Genomic DNA, 21,761 nt, shown 5'->3' with positions numbered 1-21,761 from the left:
TCTTTGCTTGTAAAAACAAATGGTAATGCCGCCGTCTCTTGAAGTACATCGCCACCGCACTCCAAACAACGCCAACGAGCAGTATTCCTTAAGGGATAGATTTAATTAGGCTAACGCGCCTTTACGGGTGATTTTTGGACGAAGTGGTCCCGGTGCCGGCGGGCTGTTTGGTAGTCGAGCGATCCCGCAGGCAAAGCCGAGGACCAGCGAGACACCAAACAGCCCGCCGGCACCGGGACCGCATCGCGGCACCAAAAAAGCGCCCGTGCGCTCGATGGATTCGGATGCCCGACAGAGGCTCCTTATGGCTGCTTCCTTCCGGACCTGACCAGATTCGGAACATGTCGTCATCCGAACCCATCGAACGCGCTAGGCGCTCGGTATATCTTACCTGCTCCCGCCCGCCACGGCAAGTGGGGCGAACCCATCGGATGGATTCGCCCCACTCGTCCATATCGCTAGCGGCGCCTGCGGTACAGGACCGCGCCGCCCGCGGCGGCCAGCGCGCCGGTGCCGGCCATGACCGCGAGCGCGGCCGCCGGCAAGCTGCGGTCGCCGGTGTCGGGCATGCCGCCCTTGGAGCCGTCGCCGCTAGCGCCGCTGCCGGAGCCGTTATCTGAACCGCCGTCCGAGCCACCGCCCGGCGTGCCGGGGTTCTCGGGGGTCCCGGGATTCTCGGCGTAGCTGTTGGTGAAGATTGGCGGCGTGTTGGCGTCGCCCTCGTAGGAGACCTTCGCCGACAGGTAGCCCGTCTTGGTGCCGTCTGCCGCCTCGTCGCTCACCGTGACGACGACCTTGTGCACCGCCTTGTCGTAGGTCACGTGCGCCTGGCCGTCGTCGACCTCGCTCACCGTGAAGGTGTAGGTGCCGGCCCGCTTGAAGGTCAGCGCATCGAACGCGACGCTGCCGTCGGCGGCATTCTTGGCGGTCGACATGACCTTGCCGTCCCGGCCCTTGAGCTCAAAGCTAAACTGGCCCGCCTTGAGCTCGGCGCCCTTGAGCACCTTGGCGGCGCCCAGCTTGAGGGTGACGGGTGCGGCCTGGTAGCCGTTGGTGAAGGTCACCGAGGTGTCGTTCGCGGCATTGCCCTCGGCATCCATGAGCTCGTGTTTGACGGCGAGCGTGCCGTTGCCGGCATCGGTGACCGTCGTGCGCACGCGGTACGTCGCCCTGTCATATGTCACGCCGCCCGCCGTGCCGGCGACCTCGCGCAGCTCGTAGCTGTGCGCGCCGGGCGCGGTGTAGGTAACGGGGCTGAGCGCGACCGTGCCGTCGGCGGCGTTCTTGCCCGTCGCCGCGACGCTCTCGCTGCCGTCGGCGACAAGCTCGACCAGCTGGAACTCGAACTCGCCCTCGGCCAGGTCACGGCCCTTGAGCTTCTTGCTCACCTTGATCTGGTCGGTGACGGAGCTCGGCGTCGGGTTCACGCCGTAGGTGTTGGTGAACTCGAACGCGCCCCTGCCCTCGGGCGTGCCCTCTGCGGGCAGGACCGTCGCGACAAGCGTGCCCGCGGCGGTGTCCTCGACCACCCTGACCATGAAGGTCCTGGTTGCCGTCGGGTCATTGACCACGCCGTCGACCGAACCGGACTCGCTCACCCGGTAGGCAAACGTCTTGGTGCGCAGGCCGTCGCCGTCGATCTCGACGCCATCGAGGTCGCTCGGCTGCCTGAACGTGACGTGGCCCAGCTCGACGTTGCCGGCGGCGTCGTTGGTCGCCTCGGTCACCGTCTTGCCGGAGGCGTCGACCGGTGCGGGCGCGCCGTCCAGCGGCTCGATCTTAAAGGTGTACCTGCCCGCGATGTCGGCCTGCGTGAGGCCGAGTCCGGCCTGGCGGAGCGCCAGCGTCTTGGTGCCCGCGATGTCGACCGTCGCCTCGCCGGCGCTATAGCCGTTCACAAACGACAGCGTGCCGTCGGATCCCTCGGGATAGACCACGACCACATCCAGCCCGCCCTTGCCGTTATCGGTCACCTTGACCGTAATGCCGAAGCTCGACACGGCCGCCGTCACGCCCGCGGGCAGCCGGTCCGTGCCGTCCTCGGAAACGGTATAGGGAATGACCCAGGAGCCATCGGCGGCCTTGGTGGCGGTACCGTCCGCCACCATCTGCTTAAGCGAGTCGGTGGTGTAGGCGATGGGCGAGAACGCGAGCCCCGCGGCCTCGCCGTCGCCGGAGGCCTGGTTGGCCGCAGTCGCGACCACGTCGCCCTGGGCATCGCGGACGGAGAACGAGAACTCGCCCGCCGCCGCGGCGCGGCCCGCCAGCGTCTTGGTGGCGTTGATAACCGCGCCGCCCTCGCCGCCGAGCGTTCCGGTGGCCTCGTAGGAGTTCTGGAACGCGACCGTCACGGGCGCGGGCGTCGCCATGGCGTCATCTGCCGTGGAGACCTCGCTGCGGGCGACCTCGACGCCGTCCTTGGCAACCGTGGTCGTGACCATGAGCTTGCCCGTCGCGGTATCGTAGGCGGGCGCGATGGTCACCGTGCGCGGCACGGTGTCGTTGGTGTAGCCCTCGCCGCCGAGCTTGGTCTCGGTGACGGTGAAGCTGTAGGTCTTGCCCGCGTCGGCGTCGGTGAACTTCACATCGCTGCCCGAAGCAGCGCCGATGAGGTCGACCAGGTCGGCCTTCCCATCGTCAGCCGCGGCCACGGCGTAGGCGTCCTTGTCGGTCTTGAGGCCGAGCTTGGCGGCCGTCTCAGCGTCCGCGGTCACGGTGAAGGCGAACTGCCCCGCCTCCATGGCGCGGCCGGAGAGCGTCTTGGACAGGCGCACTCCCGCGCGGGCCGAGTAGTCGAGCTCGGTCGTGTAGGTGTTGACGAAGTCGCCGCCGCTCACCTCCGCGATCGCGGGCGTCGTGGCCGTGAGGTTGCCGGAGCCGTCGTCGGTCACGGTCACCGTCATCGTGGCGACGTGGTCGTCGTAGGCCACGCCGGCGATGGCGGAGCCGTCATCGGGCCTGACCTCGCGCACCGTGTAGGTGAAGGTCTTGGCGCGCACGCGCTTGCCGCCGACCTCGGCAAACTCGGCGTCCTTGATGTCGTCGAGCATGTAGCGGATGGGGCCGAAGCCGAAGGCGACCCTATCGCCCGCCTTGGTGCCGGCGGCGGCCGTCACACTGACGGTCTTGGAGCCGTCGGCAGAGCCATCGGGCATGGGAGCGCCGCCCTCGCCCGTGAGCGCGAACTGAAAGCTATCGCCCTCCGCCCAGTCGCGGCCCTCGAGCGTCTTGGTGAAGAGTCCCGCGGTGGAGACGTCCCTGCCCTCGGTGGCCGTTCCGTACGTGTTGGTGAACGCTGCAGTCGCGCCTGCCTCGGTCACGGTGCCCTCGGCCCCCTCGGCCGTGGTCGCGTAGCCCTCGGCGGCATCCTCGGTCACGGTATAGTGCGCGCCCACGGGTAGGCCGGAGATGATCTTCTCCCCGCCATCCTTAAGCGTGAAGTTCGCCTTGCCGTCCGCGAACGTCACGGCGTGCTCGCCCTTGCCGAAGGTGCCGGAGACGGGCTCGCCGTCCCCGTCGGCCAGCGCGACCGTGAAGCCGAACTCGCGCTGGCTGTCGCCGCCGACGACCGTCTTCTTGACGGTGAGGCTGCCCTCGCGGGACACGCTGTTGTGGGTCGTGTTGGTCTGGGATTCGTTCTCCCCCACCTTGACCGTGGCGGTGTTGGAGATGTCGTCGACCACGGCGGCTTCGGCGGAGACCTTCACGTCAAAGCTGAGCGTGCCCGTGGCGCCCGCAGCCTGCTCGCCGAGCGACCAGGTAAGGGTGCGCGTCGCGGCGTCGTAGGCGGCACCGTCGGCAGAACCCTCAACATAGTTAACGCCCTTGGGCAGGACATCGGTCACCGTCACGTCGGCCGCCTGCGCGGCGCCCCTGTCGTCGACGCTGTTATTGGCCCAGCCGATGGTATAGGTGAGGATATCGCCCACGCCCACCGGCTTGCCATCCACATCGACCTTGGCGCCCGAGGCGTTCGCCTTGGTGACGGTCTTGGTGTTGTCGTGCGGCGTGAAGGTGTTGGTGAAGGTCTTCTTGCCCCGCTCGTTGGAGATCTCGGCCTTAAGGCCGGCACCGGTCTGAGTCACCGCGATGTCGAAGGTGTAGGCATGCGCGTCGTCCTCAATCAGGACATCGCCGCTTGCTTTCTCGGTCACGGTCGCGTGGTAGGTGCCCGGATTGGTGAAGCTGAGCTCGCCAAAGGAAACCTTGCCGTCCTTGTCATTCTTCGCCTCGATTGGGTAGCCCTCGAGGACATTGCCCGCACCGTCGGTGAGGGAGAGCTCGAAGGTGAACTCCCCCTCCTGGAGGCCGGGCTTGCGGCCTCCTGCGAGCACCTTGGTGAGCTCGGGGACGGACGCCGTGGCGGGGGCGGGGTCGAAGGTGTTGGTGAAGGCAGCGGAGGCGACCTGATCGGCCGAGATGGAGCCATCAGCCCTAGATCCCTCGACTCCGTTCACCGCGGCTTTGTAGCCATCGGCGGCACGTTCGGTCACCGTGTAGGCGGTTCCCGCGGGCAGCCCCGTGATCCTCGCCGTCTGGCCATCTTTGAGCTTGAGGGTCGCCTTGCCGTCCTCGAACGTCGCGTCACCGTAGGCGCCGGATACTTTGCGGCCCGCGGCATCGGTGGCCTCAACCACAAACTTAAATATCTTGCCCGCGTCGACCGCCAGGCCCTCGCGCGCCGCGACGGTCTTGGAGACGTCGAGCTCGCCCGTCTTCACGGCGTTGGTCACGGTGAAGCCGCGCTCGGCGTCGCCGGAGACCTTGGAGCTGTAGCCCTCGACGGGGTCCTCGGCCACGGTGTAGTCGATCACGGCGCCGGACTCGGAGTACTTGGCCAGGCCCTCGAAGGAGCCCTTCCAGCTATTGGACTTTGACAGCTCGATCGACTCGCCGGCGTCCTTTCCGTCGGCGAGCAGGCGCACGGTGGCCTTCTCGGCCGCCGGGCCGACCCACTTCTTCTCGACGGGCACCGAGACCTTGGCCGTGGAGGCGTTGGTCACGGTGAAGCCGCGCTCGGCGTCGCCGGTGACCTTGGAGCTGTAGCCCTCGACGGGGTCCTCGGCCACGGTGTAGTCGATCACGGCGCCGGACTCGGAGTACTTGGGCAGGCCCTCGAAGGAGCCCTTCCAGCCGTTGGACTTTGACAGCTCGATCGACTCGCCGGCGTCCTTTCCGTCGGCGAGCAGGCGCACGGTGGCCTTCTCGGCCGCCGGGCCGACCCACTTCTTCTCGACGGGCACCGAGACCTTGGCCGTGGAGGCGTTGGTCACGGTGAAGCCGCGCTCGGCGTCGCCGGTGACCTTGGAGCTGTAGCCCTCGACGGGGTCCTCGGCCACGGTGTAGTCGATCACGGCGCCGGACTCGGAGTACTTGGGCAGGCCCTCGAAGGAGCCCTTCCAGCCGTTGGACTCGCTCAGGGTGATCGAATCGATGACGGTATCGCCGTTCTTGAGATTTACTTTGACCTCATCAGGATGGGGAATCCTGGGGTTCTCCCAGACCTTTTTAATGGGAATGTCGATATTCTCGGACTTACCGATGACGACACCGCCGTTGGCGCCGATGCCGCCTCCCAACGGCGCCATATTGCCAGAGATCGTCAGCGACGTCTGACCGCCGCCGAGGTTATACGCATCCTCGCTCATCACAGATTTAAGCGCGACGTTCGGCGTGGCGTCGGTAAAGGACAGGGGCTCGCCGTTGTCACCACCGGGCGAGAATCGCGGGATTTCGGGGTTTGTTGCCGCATAAGTGCCTTCGGGGTTAAACAGCCCACCGTCTCTGTACCAGCTGACCTTTCCGCCGCCCGGAGCGCGGTTGGCCAAGGTCAGTTTGTATTTGGCGTCTTTGAAGCCGGTGAAGACAAAGTCGTCTCCCGCCTCACCAGCCGTGTTCCTGGCGATCAGGCCGCCGTCCTGGACGTAGACCTTGGCATCTCCGGTCGGGCAGAACCACATGCCGCCGCCCTGTTTATCCGCATGGTTATCAACAACGAGAGCGTTTTCGATATGGAGCGTACTATAGCCAAGATACTCGTTGCCTTCGCTATACACGCCGCCACCCATGCTCCAAGCAGTATTGCCCTTGATCTCGCCCGCGCTGAGCGTGACGTCATTCGAATAGGTATAGACGCCTCCGCCGGCGGAAGCGGAGTTGCCAGATATGGATCCGCCCTGCATGGTGAAAGCAGTATTCCCCTTTTCGCCGCCCTGGCAGCCCGGGTCAACCACACACACTCCGCCGCCTTTGCCTTTGCCCTTGCCAGACACAACGTTGTTCTTAATCTCTCCACCCGTCATGGTGAACTCGGCGTTGCCCTCAATATGAACTGCTCCGGAAGGATCGTAGGCCGCCTCCAGCCTACTGCTCCTGTTGCCGGAAATCTGGCCACCAGTCATCGTGAACTTGGCTCTTTGGTTTTCGCCCTTACCCTGGCCGTACGCAAGCACCGCACTGCCTCGATAACCGTTGTTGCCCTCGATGCGGCCTCCGCTCATGTCAAAGCGAGCATCGCCCCACAAAATGACGCCAGAAGATGTAAGCCAATAGCAATTGGTGGCCCCGGTAACGACTCCGTTGTTACGGATAACGCCACCCCTCATAACTACATGAGCGCCACTGGACGCGCGAACGGCACCGCAATACGAATGGCGCAGCTCGCACTGCTCGATAACGCCGCCCGTCATGGTAAGCGAGGCATTTTCTCCCGACACGTCGACGGCGCCCGCGTTATCACTGCTCGTGGTGCCGTCGTACACGACGGCCTCGTCAGAGAGCACAACTGCTCCCCTGCTAGAAATAATGGCGCCCTTGTTGTAACGGCCTCTCAGGGACGCTTTCCCTGACAGCTCGAGGGACGCCCTCTCGGCAACATTGACCAATACAGAGACGCCACTTTTCTTTGCCAAGATGGTATAGGGCTTATCCGACGTGATCTTAATCATCTTCCCGGCAGGAATCGTGAGCGTGGAGCCGAGCTTCACGTGCTTTTTCAGGGTGATGACGGTTTCCTTGCCATCGGGGGCCTCGTTGACCAGATCCTGAAGGGTCTTGGTGCTGTCATTGCTCACGGTATCGCCGACGCCGTCATCGATGGACTCGCGCGTGTAGACGATATCGACGCCAAAGAACGGGAGGTTCTCCGAGCCGGTGATGTCGTCCATGCTGTTTTCGATTGTGATCTTTTGAACCGTGCTGCCGTCAAACATACCCGAGGGTATTTTGGTGAGGCCGCGCCCGATCGTCACATCCTTCACGCCATCTACGCCCGAGAAGGCTGCCGTGCCAACGGAAGTCACGGAATCCGGAATGGAAAACTGCTCCGGCAACGTGCCGTAATAGAAGGCGTAGTTGCCAATTTTCTCAAGTGTCCTGGGGAGCTGGACGGCAACGTTGCTCTGGATAAAGGCCCAGTCACCGATACTTCTCAGGCTGTCGCAGAGCCCCACGATCTTAACCGGCGTGTAGCAGAACGCATTGTCCGGAATGTTCTGAAGCGAGGACAGATCCACGGACGCCTGCAGTTTTTTGCACTCGTAAAACGCCCCCCAGCCCATCTTTGTTACCTTGCTTAGATTGGGCACGCTCACCAGGCTGGCACACCCCTGGAAAGCAGAGGATCCGATGCTCGTCAATGTGCCCGGGAAATCGATCCCGGTTAAACTCGAGCAATTCCGAAACGCCCCATCCCCGATGGACTCGATTTCGCTCAGCGCGGTGACGGACGTGAGAGAGGTGCATCCGTCAAACATGTGCGAGGGGATCTTGGTAACCGAAGCGGGCAACGACACGCTTGTCAGAGACGTGCAGTCTTCGAACACGCCCGTTATGGTGTCGGAGAAGGCGACATCTTTTGGAAACTCGATGCTTGTGAGGGCCGTAGCCCCCTCGAAGGCGCCCGAGCCCGAAATCATTTTGAGGGTTGAGGGGAGATCGATCTCCGAAAGGTTGCTGCAGCCATAGACCATCATGTTGGCGCTAATCTCCTCGACGCCCTCATCGAAATAGAGCTTTTCGAGCGAGCCAGCGTTTTGCAGCGAGCAAGCGAAGTTCTTGATGGAGCCAGGGATATGGAGCTCCTTGACCTTTGCGAACCTCCGGAAATTCCCTCCGTACATTTTTTCGAGCGTGTCGGGAAGCGTCAGCTGCTCAACGTTCTTGGCCACGATACCAGACGAGAAATAAAGTTTGGTGACTTTGTAGGTCTGGCCACCATGCTCGATGGAGCTGGGCACACTCACCGCGGTCACACTGTCGTCGGCAACAATACCTGTGATTTCCGCCATGCCCTTATCCGTGGTCTCGCACGAATAGGTCACGCCGTCCTGGGTGATCTCAAACTCCTCCGCAGTATACGCAGTCCGCGATTCCGTGGCCGCATATGCGACACCGGCCGTCGCGCCAACGGATAAACATCCGAAGCCGAGAACCAGCGCAAGGCAGAGAGCAGCGACTCTCTGCCCCCCCCCCCCCCCCGCCGAAAACTTTCCTCTCCAATTCCCTTCTCCCCCTCTGGTGTCGCCTTCTCTTCCCACGAGCGATCTATTGATTAAGGACAGTTAAAGACAACATTATGACCAAAGAGGCCCATCATGGAGATAATCCACGTCTTCGCCCGAAATGGTAATTAATTGGCATGATTAATTGGCGAACAACTGAACGAAGAGCAATCTACTAATGGCACATAAATGGCGGCGTCAACACCTGAAGTGCAAAAAGACTACTTTTCTAGATGCGGCCGAGGTCGTAGGCTCGCGCAACAGACTCGCCGGCACAGATGAGGTTGGTTGTGGCTTCTTGCGAATCGAGTGCCCGCTCCAGGTCCATGGGCTTGCGGCAGATCGGCAAAACCAAGTCAATACCCTGCCCATATACCGCATCCAGGTTGACAGCGCGACCGCCCACGACGGCGACCAACGGCTTGCCATATCGCTTGGCGCGGCGAGCCACACCCACCGGCGCTTTGCCGGCGGCGGATTGCTCGTCCATATTGCCCTCGCCCGTTATGACCAGGTCGACATCGCGCACGCGCTCGTCAAACCCAATCAGATCGAGCACCGTCTCCACGCCCGAACGCAGCTCCGCGCCGAGCGCCAGCAGCGCGGCACCCAGGCCGCCGGCGGCACCGGCACCGGGCACGCCGAGCACCGAGCCAAATGTCCGTGCGCCCTCAGGTGTGCGCAACAACCCCTGGGCTCGAGCTCCGGCAATCGCCGTATCGAGCAGGCGGCCGTAGCCGACCATCCAACTGTCGTACCTGTGAAGTGCCTCGGCATCATCAGCCGGCAGACCCTTCTGTCCGCCGAACACCGCAAGCGCGCCGCGACGCCCCACGAGTGGGTTCTCGACATCCGAAAGCACAACGATACGAGCGCCATTCAGTGCCCGTAGCGCCGGTGCCAAATCGATACTCGCCACGTGTTCAAGGCCCGCGAGCCCCGGCGCGATATCGCAGCCACGGTCATCGACAAGACGCGCGCCCAGCGCCTGCAGCATGCCGGCGCCACCGTCGTTGGTGGCACTGCCGCCCAGACCAATATAGATAGTCTTTGCCCCAGCACGGACTGCGCGAAGCATGAGCTCGCCCACGCCATAGGTTGTAGCAACCAGCGCCGCCGATTCCGTGCAGGGTGAATACCCAATACCCGCCGCCTCGGCCATCTCAATTACAGCCGACTCGTGCTCGCCGTCCACCAGCATCCGGGCAGACACGCGCTTGCCCAAGGGACCTGCCACCTCACAGGTCACAAGCTCGCCACCGCATGCGGCAACGGCATCGAGCGTTCCCTCGCCACCATCTGCCAGCGGCAACGCGGCCACCTGGGCATCGGGCCAAACGCGGCGCACGCCTTCGGCAACCGCCGCCTCCGCCTGCGCACTCGACACGCTGCCCTTAAAGGAGTCGATCGCCAGCAGCACACGGCGGGGCCGGCGGCACGCAGGACCAAAGTCAACCGCCGCGCCAGCATCCTCACCGGCACCCGCAAACGCTGCGGCGTGAGCGGCGTGTGCGTCAAGATTGGCCCCACAACCGCAATCAGCGCCGCCCGCCGCGCGCAGACCGCCAAAATAGCTACTCAGCAGCTCGCGGCATTCATCCGCCAAGACCCCAGCCGTCACATTAAACCGATGATTCAGGCGCGAATCGGCATTGAGGTCGTATAGCGACCCCAGAGCGCCCGCCTTAGCATCGGCCGCGCCGTACACGCAGCGCCCCACGCGCGCATTAACCATAAGCCCCGCGCACATGCAGCAGGGCTCGAGCGTCACGTAGACCGTACAATCGGAAAGGCGCCAACGACCGAGCGACTGAGCGGCGGCGCATAGGGCCGCAAACTCGGCATGCGCCGAAGGGTCCTGGTCGAGCTCGCGGCGATTATGCGCCCGCGCGACAATCTCACCCGCGCGCACCACTACGGCACCGATCGGCACCTCGCCCACCGCCGCGGCGGCACGCGCCTCCGCCAGCGCCTCACACATGAACTTCTCATCGATTCCGGTGCTCGTCATCGTTCGCCTCCCCTGTTGCAAATCCAAAACGATGCTATCATTACGACTCACGGAGAGATGGCAGAGCGGTTGAATGCGGCGGTCTTGAAAACCGTTGAGCGCGAGAGCGTTCCGGGGGTTCGAATCCCCCTCTCTCCGCCACTTTTAGTGATGCACCGGCGTCATGGTCCGCTCAAACAGCGCATCGACCACGTCGGCCATCTCGGGTCGACGCTCAAGATCGTGGCCCGATTCCCACCATATCGTGAAAAGTCGAATAATACCGCCGGCGACAAACTCAGACGTCGTCTCGAGTGACACGGGGGCCAGGGCATCCTCGGCAAGCACGTTCATCACACGCTCGCGGATGGAGCGGGCAATGCGGTCGCAAATAACGTTGGTCAGCATTCCCGACATGCTGCTCGCCAAAATGTTGTCCATGAGCTGCTCATGGGCCAGAATCAGGCCCATGGCATCGTCCAAAATCGCGTGCCGGAGCGCGCGCACGTCCTCGGCAGACACTGTGCCGGCCTCATCGGGCTGTTTTTGCGGCAAGCCGGACATGAGCTCATCGATATAAAAGGCAAAGTAATCGTTCTTGTCGCGAAAGTGCTTGTAGAACGTCGTGCGGCGAATCATGGCGCGGTCGCACAGCATGGCAACCGTCAGGTCCTCAAAACGATGCTCCTCGAGAAGCTCGGTGAAAGCATCGAACAGGGCACGGTAGGTTTTCTTAATGCGAAGGTCCACTGGTATCGCCATCCTCAGGGCAAAGACAACACTCGTCAATCTGTCGCATATCTTACACCTGTACCTCGCGCGTTTTACCCCGGTGCCGACCCCGCCGAAAACATAACGCTTACCGGAAAGTTCGGCACGGCAAAACGTTGCGGGTATACTAGTAGCGTTATACCAACGGCAGCTGGCGCATGCCGCCGCGGCCATTCGAAACGGAGACATCATGATTACCGTCATCATCGGCATCGTTGTTGTCATTGTGATTGTCTGCGCCATCGCCGGCATCTACAACAACATGGTCACCAAGCGTAACCGCATCGATAACGCCTGGCAGAACATCGATACGCAGCTGCAGCGCCGCAACGACCTGATCCCCAACCTGGTCGAGACCGTTAAGGGCTACGCCAAGCACGAGCAAGAGACGCTCTCCGCCGTGATCAGCGCGCGTAACACCGCCGTCAAGGCCACCACGCCCGAGGCCAAGATGGAGGCCGACAACGTGCTGACCGGTGCGCTACGCCAGCTCTTCGCCGTGGCCGAGGCCTACCCCGATCTGAAGGCAAACACCAACTTTACGCAGCTGCAGGCATCACTCGAGGATACCGAGAACAAGATTAGCTATGCACGCCAGAGCTACAACGACTGCGTGCTCAGCTACAACAACGCCATCCAGACGTTCCCGGCTGTCATCTTTGCCGGCATCTTCCAGTTTAAGGAGCGCCAGGGCTTCGAGGCCGCCGAAGCAGCCCGCCAGGCCCCGACCGTCAAGTTCTAGTAGTTTGACAGCGCATCTTTAATCGGCCAAATGCATAAACCGCCCCGTCGAATGCATACTTCGACGGGGCGGTTTCCTTTTTCGCGAAGGTCCCCCTCTAAGCGCCGTGCATTTTTAGGAGTATTCAACATAACCAAGGGCTTCGGGCGCCGCGATAAATGCCAAAGAGCGCAAATATCCCTGCAAATCAAACGCTGTCAGCCCATAACCCCGCCCATCATTCGTAGAAAACATCGAGAAATCCCGATTTTTTGCCCGAGGTCGGTATGCAGGGGCCTTCGATTGCAGAATACTCGCAAAAATGCACGTCGCCACCACCCCCACATGGCGCGAACCAAAACAAATGCGCGGCCTAAAAGGCCATGCGCCATCTTTAATTCAGATCTATATTGCCCGTAACGGCAGCGCCGAGGTAACGCAGGCCCGAGGGCAACCTTCCTTTCCGGCGCACTCCGCAGGACGAAAGAACCTCCGCCGCACGAAGTGCGCAGCGGAGGTTCTTTCATGTCCGAGGACGCGCCGGAAAGGAAGGTTGCCCTCGGGCCGAACAGCTATGGCAGCTTACGCGACGGTATAGACCCAGTTGTGCTTATCTTCAACAGCACCAGACTGGATACCAGTCAGGGTCTCGCGGAGCTTCTTCATCACAGGGCCGATCTCGGTGTAGCCAGCCGGGAAGGTCACGGTCTCATCGGCACCATAAACCTTATTGTCGATCTCGCCCACCGGGGAGATGACGGCGGCGGTGCCGCACAGGCCGCACTCCACAAAGGTGCCGGCCTTGACCTCGGCCCACTCGACGGGGCGCTGGTCGACGGTTATGCCCAGGTCCTGAGCAACCTGAACGAGCGAGCGACGGGTGATGGAGGGCAGGATGGAGTCAGTGTGCGACTGCGGAACGACAAGCGTGCCATCCTCCTTCACGAACAGGACGTTGGCGCCACCGGTCTCCTCGACATAGGTGCGGGACTCGGAGTCGAGATACAGGTTCTCGGCATAGCCCTCGCGATGGGCCTCCATCGTGGGCTTGAGGGACATGGCGTAGTTGAGGCCGGCCTTGATGTTGCCGGTGCCGTGCGGTGCCGCACGGTCATACTCAGAAACGCGCAGCTTGACGGGCTTGAGGCCACCCTTAAAGTACGGACCGACCGGGGTCACGAGAATGCGGAACGTGTACTCAGGAGCGGGAGCCACGCCGATCACGTCACCGGAGCCGATCATAAACGGACGCACGTACAGGGTCGCGCCGGAGCCGAAGGGCGGAACCCAGGCGGCGTTGGCAGAAACGACCTGCTTGACGGCCTCAACAAACTTGTCCTTGGGGAACGGGGGCATCTCGAGGCGCTGGGCAGAGTTGTACATACGCTCGGCGTTCATGTCGGGACGGAAGCAGACGATGCTGCCGTCCTCGGCGGTGTAGGCCTTCAGGCCCTCAAAGACCTCCTGGCAGTAATGGAAGATGCCACCGCACTCGGAGACGTGCAGGGTGTGGTCGGTGGTCAGGCCACCCTCGTCCCACTCGCCATCCTTCCAATGAGCCTCGTAGCTGTAATCGGTCTTCATGTAGCCAAAGCCGAGGCTACCCCAATCGATATCCTTCTTCTCGACAGTCATATGTCGCTCCTTACATACACAGTTGCATACTCGCGAACCCGCACGCAAGGACCGGGGCCGACCGCGTCGCAACGTCGCACGCCCGGAGCGTAGAGCCGGACGGGACACGCGAACAGCATCAAAGCCGATGGCACGTCGATTCGCATGCACGAGATTGTACTCCCCGCACGCGTCGGATAAAACGTTTTTCTTTAACTAACTAAAGTATTCTCATTTGAACGGCACTAAAGAGGCCCGCCACCGCAAGCGATGACGGGCCTCAACTACACGGTTTGCGCGCCGATTCAGGCTAAGCGCTCTATTTGCCCAGCTTGGCCTTGACGATGCCGACCACGGTCGGAATGATCGACACGGCGACGATGCCGATAATCAGCAGCTCAAAGTGCTCCTGCACAAAGGGAATACCGCCAAAGAAGTAGCCCAGCAGCGTGAAGACCGTCGACCAGGTAATGCCGCCCAGCACGTTAAAGATGACAAAGTTGCGCCAGTGCATGCCGCCCATGCCGGCGATAAAGGGCACAAAGGTGCGGATAAATGGGAAGAAGCGACCCAAGAAGATGGCCAGGTGGCCCCACTTGTCCAAGAAGTCCTCAGACTTTTTAATGCGCTCGGGCGTCATGGCCTTGACCTTGCCCGAAGCGATGATCTTTTTGCCAAAGAAGTGGCCGATCATAAAGTTGCACTGATCACCCAAAATGGCAGCCGCCCATGCGACGGCCAGAAGCGCCACGATGTTAAAGCCACCGTTGTGGGCAAAGAAACCCGAAGCAAACAGCAGCGAATCGCCAGGAAGGAACGGGAAGAACACCACGCCCGTCTCGATAAAGATGATCAGGAACACGCAGCCGTAGGCCATAAGCGGGCCGGCGGCGATCCAGCTGGCAATCGCGGTGCGCGGGTCTTTGAGCAGCTCGGCGATAAAATTGATGAAACCCATGAAGTAAAACCTCTCAGTTGTGGGCGCGGATACGTCCAAGTTGACCAGTATACGGTTGCGGCGCCCCCTCGTGCGCAACCCCACAAAAGCATGACCCCATTACCAGCAAGTTTGCATAACTGACACCTGTCACGCAAAGCCGTGAAAGATTGCTCTTCCTAATCCCTAGCGAATCGCTATACTTTATTGAATCGCATTGCCATGGCGCTGAGGGAGGGCGGCCGGTGAGCTTTATCAATACCATTCGCGAGGACATCAAGACCGTCCAGGCGCAGGACCCCGCTGCGCAAAATGGCCTGGTCATTTTCCTTTCGTACCCCGGTCTTCACGCCAAGTGGAATCACGTGCCCGAGCACTGGCTCTGGGAGCACGGCCATCGCTCGCTCGCCCGCGTGCTCTCGCAGCTCACCCGTCATATCACCGGCGTCGAGATTCATCCCGCCGCGCAGATCGGCAAGCACTTCTTTATCGACCATGCCATGGGCGTCGTCATCGGCGAGACCACCATTGTGGGCGACAACTGCGTGCTCTACCAGGGCGTCACGCTCGGCGGTACCGGCAACGAGACCGGTAAGCGCCACCCCACCCTGGGCAACAACGTCACTGTGGGCACAGGCGCCAAGGTGCTCGGCAACATCCGCATCGGCAACAACGTCAAGATCGGCGGCAACTCGGTCGTCGTCAAAGACGTACCCGATAACTGTACCGTCGTGGGCGTGCCCGGTCGCATCATCAAGCGCAACGGCTGCCGCGTGTTCGAAGAAAGCTTCGATGCCAAGCAGCATCGCGAGTACATGCCCGATGACGCCGCCGAGCAGAGCGCCCTCAACCGCCAGGGCATCACCGAGAATGCCCGCCGCGTCAAGGAACTCGAGCGAGAGGTGGCCGAGCTCAAGGCCCTCGTCGCCAAGCTCGTGGACGAGCACTAGGAACGCGAGCGGCACAAAACAACATCGGCACCGACGCAAAAGGCGCGCCAGGGAATCCGCCCCCGGCGCGCCTTCTTTTCGATGCGACATGCGGGACTGCCCCTTTGTCACCTTATGCGAACTGGCTTAGGTAGAGGTCGGCGTAAGCGCCCTCGGCAGCCAGCAGCTCCTTGTGCGTACCCTGCTCGATGATATTGCCGTGATCCATGACCAGGATGAGGTCGGCATCGACGATCGTCGACAGACGGTGCGCGATCACAAAGCTCGTGCGCCCGCGCATGAGCGCGTCCATGGCGTGGCCGATGGCAAGCTCGGTGCGCGTGTCCACGCTCGACGTCGCCTCGTCCAGGATGAGGATCGCCGGGTTGTTGAGCAGCACGCGCGCGATGGTCAGCAGCTGACGTTGGCCCTGGCTGATGCTCTCGGCATCGTTAGCCACCCGTGTGTCGTAGCCCTGCGGCATAGTGCGCACAAAGAAGTCGACCTGAGCGGCACGTGCGGCCGCGACAATCTCCTCGCGCGTCGCCTCGGGACAGCCATAGGCGATGTTCTCGGCAATGGTGCCATCGAACAGCCAGGCGTCCTGCAACACCATGCCAAACTGCTGGCGCAGCTCGCCGCGGTCCATGCGGCTCGTGTCCACACCGTCGAGGGTAATGCGGCCGCCGTCGATCTCGTAGAAGCGCATGAGCAGATTGATGAGCGTGGTCTTACCCGCACCCGTGGTTCCCACCACGGCGATCTTCTGACCCGGCTCGGCGGCAAACGACACGTCGCGCATGAGCGGCTTGTCGGGCGCATAGCCAAAGCGCACGTGCTCAAAAGCGACGCGGCCCTCCACCTTGCCCGGCAGCTTGGCAGCCTCGCCCGGCTGCGGATCGGCCTCCATCTCGGGCTCATCGAGCAGGTCGAACACGCGCTCTGCGCTCGCCAGCGCGCTCTGCAGCGAGTTAAAGGTAAACGACAACTGCGTCATGGGTTCGGACGCCTCGTAGATAAACTGGAAGAACGCCTGGAACACGCCGACGGTCATATGCCCGGCAACCAGCATGCTGCAGCCCACCAGCGCAATCACGATCTGCGCCAAACGGCCGATAAAGCGCACCGCAGGGCCGACGGCGTTAATCATAAAGTCGGCCTTGGTGCTCACGCGCGCCAGCTCCTTCGAAGCCTCGTGTACCTCGGCAGAGCTCTGGCGCTCGCGGTTAAACGCACGGATCACCAGACGGCCCGAGTAGCCCTCCTCGACCGCACTCGTAATCTTGGATACCCACTCCTGGCGCTCGCCCGTCACATCGTGCGTGCGGCGCGACACGACCTTCGTCACCAGCAGCGAAAGCGCCGTAAAGAACAAAAAGACGAGCGTGAGCGGCACGCTAAACACGAACATCACGCTCACGGCGCCCACTACGGTACCGATCGACACCAGCAGCTGCAGCAATCCGCGCTGCATACTCTCGGACATCTTGTCCAAGTCGTTGGTCGCGCGGCTGACGACCTCGCCGGGACGATGCGCGTCAAAGTAGGCAAGCGGCAGGCGGTTGAGCTTTTGTGCGATGCGGTTGCGTAGGCGCAGGTTGAGGCGTTCGGCCACGCTCGACATCAAAAAGCTCTGGAGCGCGTAGAACGAGGCGGCGGCCGTCCAGATCATAAAGTAGATGAAGATGGTCCTGCCGCAGTTCTCCCAAGTGATACTGAAGGTGGTGTCGTTGGCAAACGCCAGCTTCACGTGTCCCCACAGCTCATCGATGACGCGGGCGCTGTACGCCGGCGCCGCGGTGTTAAAGATGGCGTAGAACACGATGCTCGCGAACACGAGGTAGAAGCGCCAGTGATCGCCGGCGGCCTCGCTCCACAGACGGCGCACCGTCGCCCAGGTGTCACTGGGTTTCTCGTCCTCGTCCTCGTCGCCCACATCGCGCATGCGCTCTGCCTCAGCGCGGGCGCGCTCGTCCTCGGCGCGTTCGTTTTCCTCGTAGAGCGCTTGGCGGCGAGCCTCGCGTTCGGCTGCAGCCTTGGCGGCTTCGTCCAGGCCGGGCGTGGCGCCCGTCTCCTCGACTGTCTCTGCAACCGCGGCGTCATCGGCGATGCCCTGCTTCTTGAGCTCCTCGGTCATGCTACTCACCTCCCTTCATCTGCGATTCCGCGATAGCGCGGTACACCTCGCAGGTTTCCATGAGCTCGTCGTGCGTGCCCAGGCCCACGATCTCGCCGTCCTTGAGCACCACGATCTGATCGGCATGCAAAATAGTCGAGATGCGCTGGGCGATGATGAGCACCGCGGCATCGCACGTCTCGTCCTGCAGCGCATGGCGCAGTGCCGCATCGGTCTTAAAGTCCAGGGCTGAAAAACTGTCGTCGAAGATATACAGGTCGGCGCGCTTCATGAGTGCGCGGGCGATTGCCAAACGCTGGCGCTGGCCGCCCGAAAAGTTCGTACCGCCCTGCGCCACCGGAGTGTCGAGCCCCTGCGGTTGATCGAGTACAAAGGTGCTCTGGGCAACCTGGAGCGCATGGAGCATGTCAGCCTCGGTCGCACCCTCGTTACCAAAGCGCAGATTGCTTGCCACGGTACCCGAGAACAGCCATGCCTTCTGCGGCACATAGGCGATACGCCCGCGGATGTCGTCTTGCGAAAGGTCGCGCAGATCGACGCCGTTCAGGCGAATGGCGCCCTTCGTGGCATCGTGGAAGCGAAGCAAGAGTTTGGCCACCGTTGACTTGCCCGAGCCCGTTGAGCCCACGATCGCGGTCGTCTGTCCACGGCGGCAGGCAAAACTCAGGTTGCACAGGGTGTCCTCGTCGGCATCGTCAAAACGGAACGACATGTGGTCGAACACGGCCACCGCGTCGGCGCCGTCTGCGGACTCAGGCGCCCCGTTGCCCAGCGTAGCCTTGCCGTCCACAATGCTCGGCTCGATTTCGAGCACCTGCTGCGCACGGTTGAGGCACGCCGCGGCGCGCGGAAGCGTCAGCACCACCATCTGCGCCATCATCACAAAGAACAGGATCAGAATCGCGTACTCCAGCACGGCCGAGATGCTGCCGATTTGCATGGCATGGACGCCCACGCGGTTGCCGCCCACCCACAGCACCGCCACCTCGGCGATGTTCATCAGAAAGAAGCTGGAGCTATCGAGGCCCACAAACAGGTGGTTGACCTTGATGGCGTTGGCCGCGTAATCGCTAAACACCTCGTCCAGGCGCTGCTCCTCGTGGCGCTCCTTGTTAAATGCGCGGATGACGCGCACGCCCACGATGTTCTCGCGCAGCACCACGTTCATGCGGTCGATAAAGCTCTGAAGGCGCATAAAAATCGGCGCGGCGTTAGCCACCGTAAAGACCGCCGCCACCAGCACGATCGCAACGACCACGCCCAGCAGCGTGCCCATGGCAGGATCGATAAACCAGGCAAAGATGATGCCCGCCACGGCCAAGAACGGTACCGGCAGCACCAGCTGAATCGTCTGCAGGATCGCTTGCTGGATCACGTTGATGTCGTTGAGCGAGCGCGTGATCATCGAACCCGTGCCAAAGCGCTCAAAGTCGCTGGCGGACAGCTCGAGCGATTTGTCGTACACGGCGTTGCGGATATCGCAGGCCACGTTGGCCGCCAGGCGGGCCGAAAGATAACAGCCCAGCACCGCACCACCGCTGGCCATGCCGGTCGCGATGAGCATGTACAGACCGTTGCGCAAGATGTAATCGACGTCGCCCGTCGTGATGCCCGTGTTGACCATGTTCGCCAACATCGTGGGCACGAGCAGCGTACCGACGTTGTCGATTAGCAGCACCAGCAGCGTCACCGCGATCAGACCGCGGTACGGCCTCATAAACCTCATTAAGAGTCGCATGTCTCCCCCTCGCCCTTATCGTCAGCCTCGTTCTCGGCGGCAACTTGCCGTTTAAATGCCTCGCACTCTTCGTTAAGAACATGGGAGAACTTACCGACCAAGCGCATGATCTCGCGCTGTTCCCACGGCTCGAGCGCCTCGAATGCCTGTTGCTCGGCTTTTTGCGCCGGCAACGCGTAGCGCTTGGCAAACTGCATACCTTCTGCGGTCAGTCGCACAACCTTGTTCTTACGACTGCCCTCGGCAAACTCCAACGTCGCAAGCCCTCGCGCCCTAAGCGTCTTGATTGCCGAATTGATGGTCTTTTTGCTGTAGAACCATTCACTCGTCAGCCGACTCACGGCAACGCTTCCACCCGCTGCACTCGTGTCGACGAGCATCCAATAGGCGCAATCCGAAAGACCGCAGGCGCGCGAGAACTCCGAATAGATATGGTCGAGTCCATTGAGCATCCGGTCGAAATCGACCAGCGTAACCGCACTATTCATCTATCCCACCATTCGATTGTCCGAGTTTTGACCAATTTACATCTCTACATTAGTCCGAGTTTTGACTATCGTCAATAAGCTCGTTATATATGGTAAGCTCTACATAGGCATATCGACAAAAAGACCGCCGGCGCGGGGGCGGCGCCGGCGGTTGCAAGAAAATATCGATTGTTGGCCGTTACGCAGCGACGGCCTCGTAGACCGTGGCGCCCGAGAAGCTGTCGTGCAGGCTCTTGCCACAGATCCACGGCAGTTCGACGACCTCGCAGACCGTGTTGACCAGCTCGGAGCAGTCAGTAAAGTGGCCCTTATCGTTGAGGGCCTCGCAATCCTGAACACGCCAATAGCCATCGGTGTGCGTGATGTAGTACTCGTGATCGTTGATCGACACGAAAGCGCGCGTCTTGGAACGCAGCAGCTTCAGAAATCCTTCGAAGTCGGTCTCGACGACATCTCCAGCCTGGAACATGATGTTACCTCCTGGCCCGGCGCCACCATGGCGCGCTGATAAACGTTGGTACTCCTTTAGTAAAACCTTTATCAGAGCTTATGCGCGCATCATTTAGGCAAGTGGTAAAAAACCGCAGGGTAGACGGGATAAAACGTTTAATCATCCCACCGGTTTATCACATTCTGGCCCAGTTTTATGCAAGCCAACTTTTCCGATTGGTGGCTTGCATTGTTTGAGGCCGACGGCGCGATTACGGTTTTGGTTCGGCGGGTAAGAACGAGGCATCGAAACCAACGTCAGGAGGACACATGGAGACCATCGAAGCGCTCATCCATCGCCGCAGCTGCCGTAACTACAGCGATCGCCCCGTCGAGGCAGAAAAGCTCGCACGCATTATCGAGGCAGGCCAGTACGCGCCCAGCGGCATGGGACGTCAGCCGGTCACGTTCGTCGCCGTTACCGACCCCGCAACCGTCGAGCGCCTCTCGCAGCTCAACGCCCAAGTTATGGGCAGCGAGGGAGATCCCTTCTACGGCGCCAAAACCGTTGTGGTGGTGCTCGTCGACCGCAGTGTGCCCACGCACCTGGAAGACGGCTCGCTCGCCATGGGCAACCTGCTCAACGCAGCCTATGCGCTGGGCGTCGATTCGTGTTGGATCCACCGCGCGCACGAGGTCTTTGACTCACCCGAGGGACTGGAACTGCTGGCCAAGTGGGGTCTACCCACCGACGGAAGTCTGCGCGGTGTGGGCAACTGCATTCTGGGCTACGCCGAGGACGCACTCCCCGGGGCCAAACCCCGCCGCGACAACGTGGTGTATGTTCCGCCGTTCTAACGAACGGCGGACCCGCTGACGCTACGCGGGCCGCTCGCTGTTGGTGACTGGCATCGGGTGCGTCGCTGGTGACATCTGGCACTTGGACAGCCAAAAGGCCCCGTCCCAAATTTGCTATCCCGCTCGCAACTTATCTTGCCGATGGAGTTGTCGTCGTTTCGTTCGTGTGAGTCGTTTCGGCGCCGTCGTCTTGTTCGTCCTCGTCCTTTTGCGCATCGGCGATGGTGGAGGCAGCCGCAACGATACCGCGCTGGGGCGCGACGCCCGTCTGGGTCTGAACGCCTTCGACAACTTCTGTGCCTGCATGCGCGAGCTCGGGCGACTTAAACATTGCGTCCAGATTGGCCCCGCCGCCGGCGTAACCAAGCGCCGCGAGCGCGATGACAACCACCGCAACAACAACTGCAATCGGCACATATCGATGCCAGCCAGCAGGATTGAGCCCACTGCGGCGAGCCGCACCGCGGCTGATATAGCCCAGCGTTCCGTCGTGCTTGAGCTTAGAGCCCACCACGCGCTTGCGCCCCCGCAGCGACGACTCGGCCTGCATGGCCAAGCGAGCGCTTGCCGAAGGATAGCCGTATTTGGTGCGCTTGAACGAACCGTCGAACCCCGACGCGCGCTTGCCCCACGTCCGGGACGTCGTGC

Annotated in this window: 13 protein-coding genes, 1 tRNA gene and 1 other RNA gene; 4 read left to right on the top strand and 11 right to left on the bottom strand. The window is 61.9% G+C overall.

Annotated features, from left to right (window positions below):
- Window positions 1-268: 268 nt before the first annotated feature.
- The 3 genes from ffs to tadA form a co-directional block, all read right to left on the bottom strand.
- Window positions 269-364: signal recognition particle sRNA small type (gene ffs, locus DW024_RS01735), an RNA gene on the bottom strand.
- 94 nt (window positions 365-458) lie between these two features.
- A complete protein-coding gene (locus DW024_RS01730; RefSeq protein WP_147352037.1) occupies window positions 459-8,288 on the bottom strand; it encodes a Spy0128 family protein in 7,830 nt (2,609 codons plus the stop codon).
- Between the two features lie 442 nt (window positions 8,289-8,730).
- A complete protein-coding gene (gene tadA / locus DW024_RS01725) occupies window positions 8,731-10,512 on the bottom strand; it encodes a tRNA adenosine(34) deaminase TadA (RefSeq protein WP_118376835.1) in 1,782 nt (593 codons plus the stop codon).
- A 51-nt stretch (window positions 10,513-10,563) separates the two neighbouring features.
- Here tadA and DW024_RS01720 point away from each other — a divergent pair.
- Window positions 10,564-10,653, top strand: a tRNA-Ser gene (locus DW024_RS01720).
- Between the two features lie 3 nt (window positions 10,654-10,656).
- On the opposite strand, the gene DW024_RS01715 is transcribed toward DW024_RS01720, so the two are convergent.
- Entirely contained in the window at window positions 10,657-11,241 is a 585-nt protein-coding gene (locus tag DW024_RS01715; RefSeq protein WP_158572110.1) for a TetR/AcrR family transcriptional regulator, read from the bottom strand.
- Between the two features lie 211 nt (window positions 11,242-11,452).
- On the opposite strand from DW024_RS01715, the gene DW024_RS01710 reads away from it, so the two are divergent.
- Window positions 11,453-12,004 carry a LemA family protein gene (locus DW024_RS01710; protein ID WP_082421874.1) on the top strand — a complete coding sequence of 184 codons (552 nt, stop codon included), beginning with the start codon at window positions 11,453-11,455 and terminating at the stop codon, window positions 12,002-12,004.
- Window positions 12,005-12,565: 561 nt separating this feature from the next.
- On the opposite strand, the gene DW024_RS01705 is transcribed toward DW024_RS01710, so the two are convergent.
- Together DW024_RS01705 and DW024_RS01700 are read right to left on the bottom strand one after the other, a co-directional pair.
- Entirely contained in the window at window positions 12,566-13,618 is a 1,053-nt protein-coding gene (locus DW024_RS01705) for a branched-chain amino acid aminotransferase (protein WP_117582948.1), read from the bottom strand.
- A gap of 298 nt (window positions 13,619-13,916) precedes the next feature.
- The gene (locus tag DW024_RS01700; RefSeq protein ID WP_117640440.1) at window positions 13,917-14,555 is read right to left on the bottom strand and encodes a VTT domain-containing protein; all 639 of its coding nucleotides are present in this window, start codon (window positions 14,553-14,555) and stop codon (window positions 13,917-13,919) included.
- A gap of 224 nt (window positions 14,556-14,779) precedes the next feature.
- Here DW024_RS01700 and cysE point away from each other — a divergent pair, with 224 nt between their 5' ends.
- Window positions 14,780-15,484 (top strand): serine O-acetyltransferase, encoded by a 705-nt coding sequence (cysE, locus tag DW024_RS01695; RefSeq protein WP_118376834.1) that lies wholly within the window; start codon window positions 14,780-14,782, stop codon window positions 15,482-15,484.
- A 112-nt stretch (window positions 15,485-15,596) separates the two neighbouring features.
- Here cysE and DW024_RS01690 read toward each other — a convergent pair whose 3' ends face one another.
- The 4 genes from DW024_RS01690 to DW024_RS01675 all read right to left on the bottom strand — a co-directional run bounded on the left by DW024_RS01690 (window position 15,597) and on the right by DW024_RS01675 (window position 20,295).
- Window positions 15,597-17,600 (bottom strand): ABC transporter ATP-binding protein, encoded by a 2,004-nt coding sequence (locus tag DW024_RS01690; protein WP_118376833.1) that lies wholly within the window; start codon window positions 17,598-17,600, stop codon window positions 15,597-15,599.
- A gap of 1 nt (window position 17,601) precedes the next feature.
- The gene (locus DW024_RS01685; RefSeq protein WP_118376832.1) at window positions 17,602-19,338 is read right to left on the bottom strand and encodes an ABC transporter ATP-binding protein; all 1,737 of its coding nucleotides are present in this window, start codon (window positions 19,336-19,338) and stop codon (window positions 17,602-17,604) included.
- A complete protein-coding gene (locus DW024_RS01680; protein WP_118376831.1) occupies window positions 19,326-19,826 on the bottom strand; it encodes a MarR family winged helix-turn-helix transcriptional regulator in 501 nt (166 codons plus the stop codon). Before DW024_RS01680 ends, DW024_RS01685 begins: the two co-directional genes overlap by 13 nt.
- A gap of 178 nt (window positions 19,827-20,004) precedes the next feature.
- Window positions 20,005-20,295, bottom strand: coding sequence for a CDP-alcohol phosphatidyltransferase (locus DW024_RS01675; RefSeq protein WP_118260475.1), 291 nt, complete (start codon window positions 20,293-20,295; stop codon window positions 20,005-20,007).
- Between the two features lie 290 nt (window positions 20,296-20,585).
- Between DW024_RS01675 and DW024_RS01670 the strand changes: the two genes are divergently transcribed.
- Window positions 20,586-21,113 (top strand): nitroreductase family protein, encoded by a 528-nt coding sequence (locus tag DW024_RS01670; protein WP_117776813.1) that lies wholly within the window; start codon window positions 20,586-20,588, stop codon window positions 21,111-21,113.
- 130 nt (window positions 21,114-21,243) lie between these two features.
- Here DW024_RS01670 and DW024_RS01665 read toward each other — a convergent pair whose 3' ends face one another.
- Complete coding sequence (locus tag DW024_RS01665; protein WP_147352036.1) at window positions 21,244-21,663, bottom strand: hypothetical protein; 420 nt, start codon at window positions 21,661-21,663, stop codon at window positions 21,244-21,246.
- Between the last annotated feature and the right edge of the window lie 98 nt (window positions 21,664-21,761).

It is taken from the genome of Collinsella sp. AF37-9, assembly GCF_003475115.1.
Classification (GTDB): Bacteria; Actinomycetota; Coriobacteriia; order Coriobacteriales; family Coriobacteriaceae; genus Collinsella.
Note: the sequence above shows the minus strand (reverse complement) of the source record. Positions and strands in the feature narration are given on the sequence as shown.

Excerpts from the sequence above, each read along its gene's own strand:
- DW024_RS01710 (WP_082421874.1), top strand. The coding sequence starts at position 11,453 with ATGATTACCGTCATCATCGGCATCGTTGTTGTCATTGTGATTGTCTGC.
- DW024_RS01680 (WP_118376831.1), bottom strand. The coding sequence starts at position 19,826 with ATGAATAGTGCGGTTACGCTGGTCGATTTCGACCGGATGCTCAATGGA.
- DW024_RS01705 (WP_117582948.1), bottom strand. The coding sequence starts at position 13,618 with ATGACTGTCGAGAAGAAGGATATCGATTGGGGTAGCCTCGGCTTTGGC.
- DW024_RS01730 (WP_147352037.1), bottom strand. The coding sequence starts at position 8,288 with ATGGCGGAAATCACAGGTATTGTTGCCGACGACAGTGTGACCGCGGTG.
- DW024_RS01685 (WP_118376832.1), bottom strand. The coding sequence starts at position 19,338 with ATGCGACTCTTAATGAGGTTTATGAGGCCGTACCGCGGTCTGATCGCG.
- DW024_RS01675 (WP_118260475.1), bottom strand. The coding sequence starts at position 20,295 with ATGTTCCAGGCTGGAGATGTCGTCGAGACCGACTTCGAAGGATTTCTG.
- DW024_RS01690 (WP_118376833.1), bottom strand. The coding sequence starts at position 17,600 with ATGACCGAGGAGCTCAAGAAGCAGGGCATCGCCGATGACGCCGCGGTT.
- tadA (WP_118376835.1), bottom strand. The coding sequence starts at position 10,512 with ATGACGAGCACCGGAATCGATGAGAAGTTCATGTGTGAGGCGCTGGCG.
- DW024_RS01670 (WP_117776813.1), top strand. The coding sequence starts at position 20,586 with ATGGAGACCATCGAAGCGCTCATCCATCGCCGCAGCTGCCGTAACTAC.
- DW024_RS01700 (WP_117640440.1), bottom strand. The coding sequence starts at position 14,555 with ATGGGTTTCATCAATTTTATCGCCGAGCTGCTCAAAGACCCGCGCACC.
- DW024_RS01665 (WP_147352036.1), bottom strand. The coding sequence starts at position 21,663 with ATGCAGGCCGAGTCGTCGCTGCGGGGGCGCAAGCGCGTGGTGGGCTCT.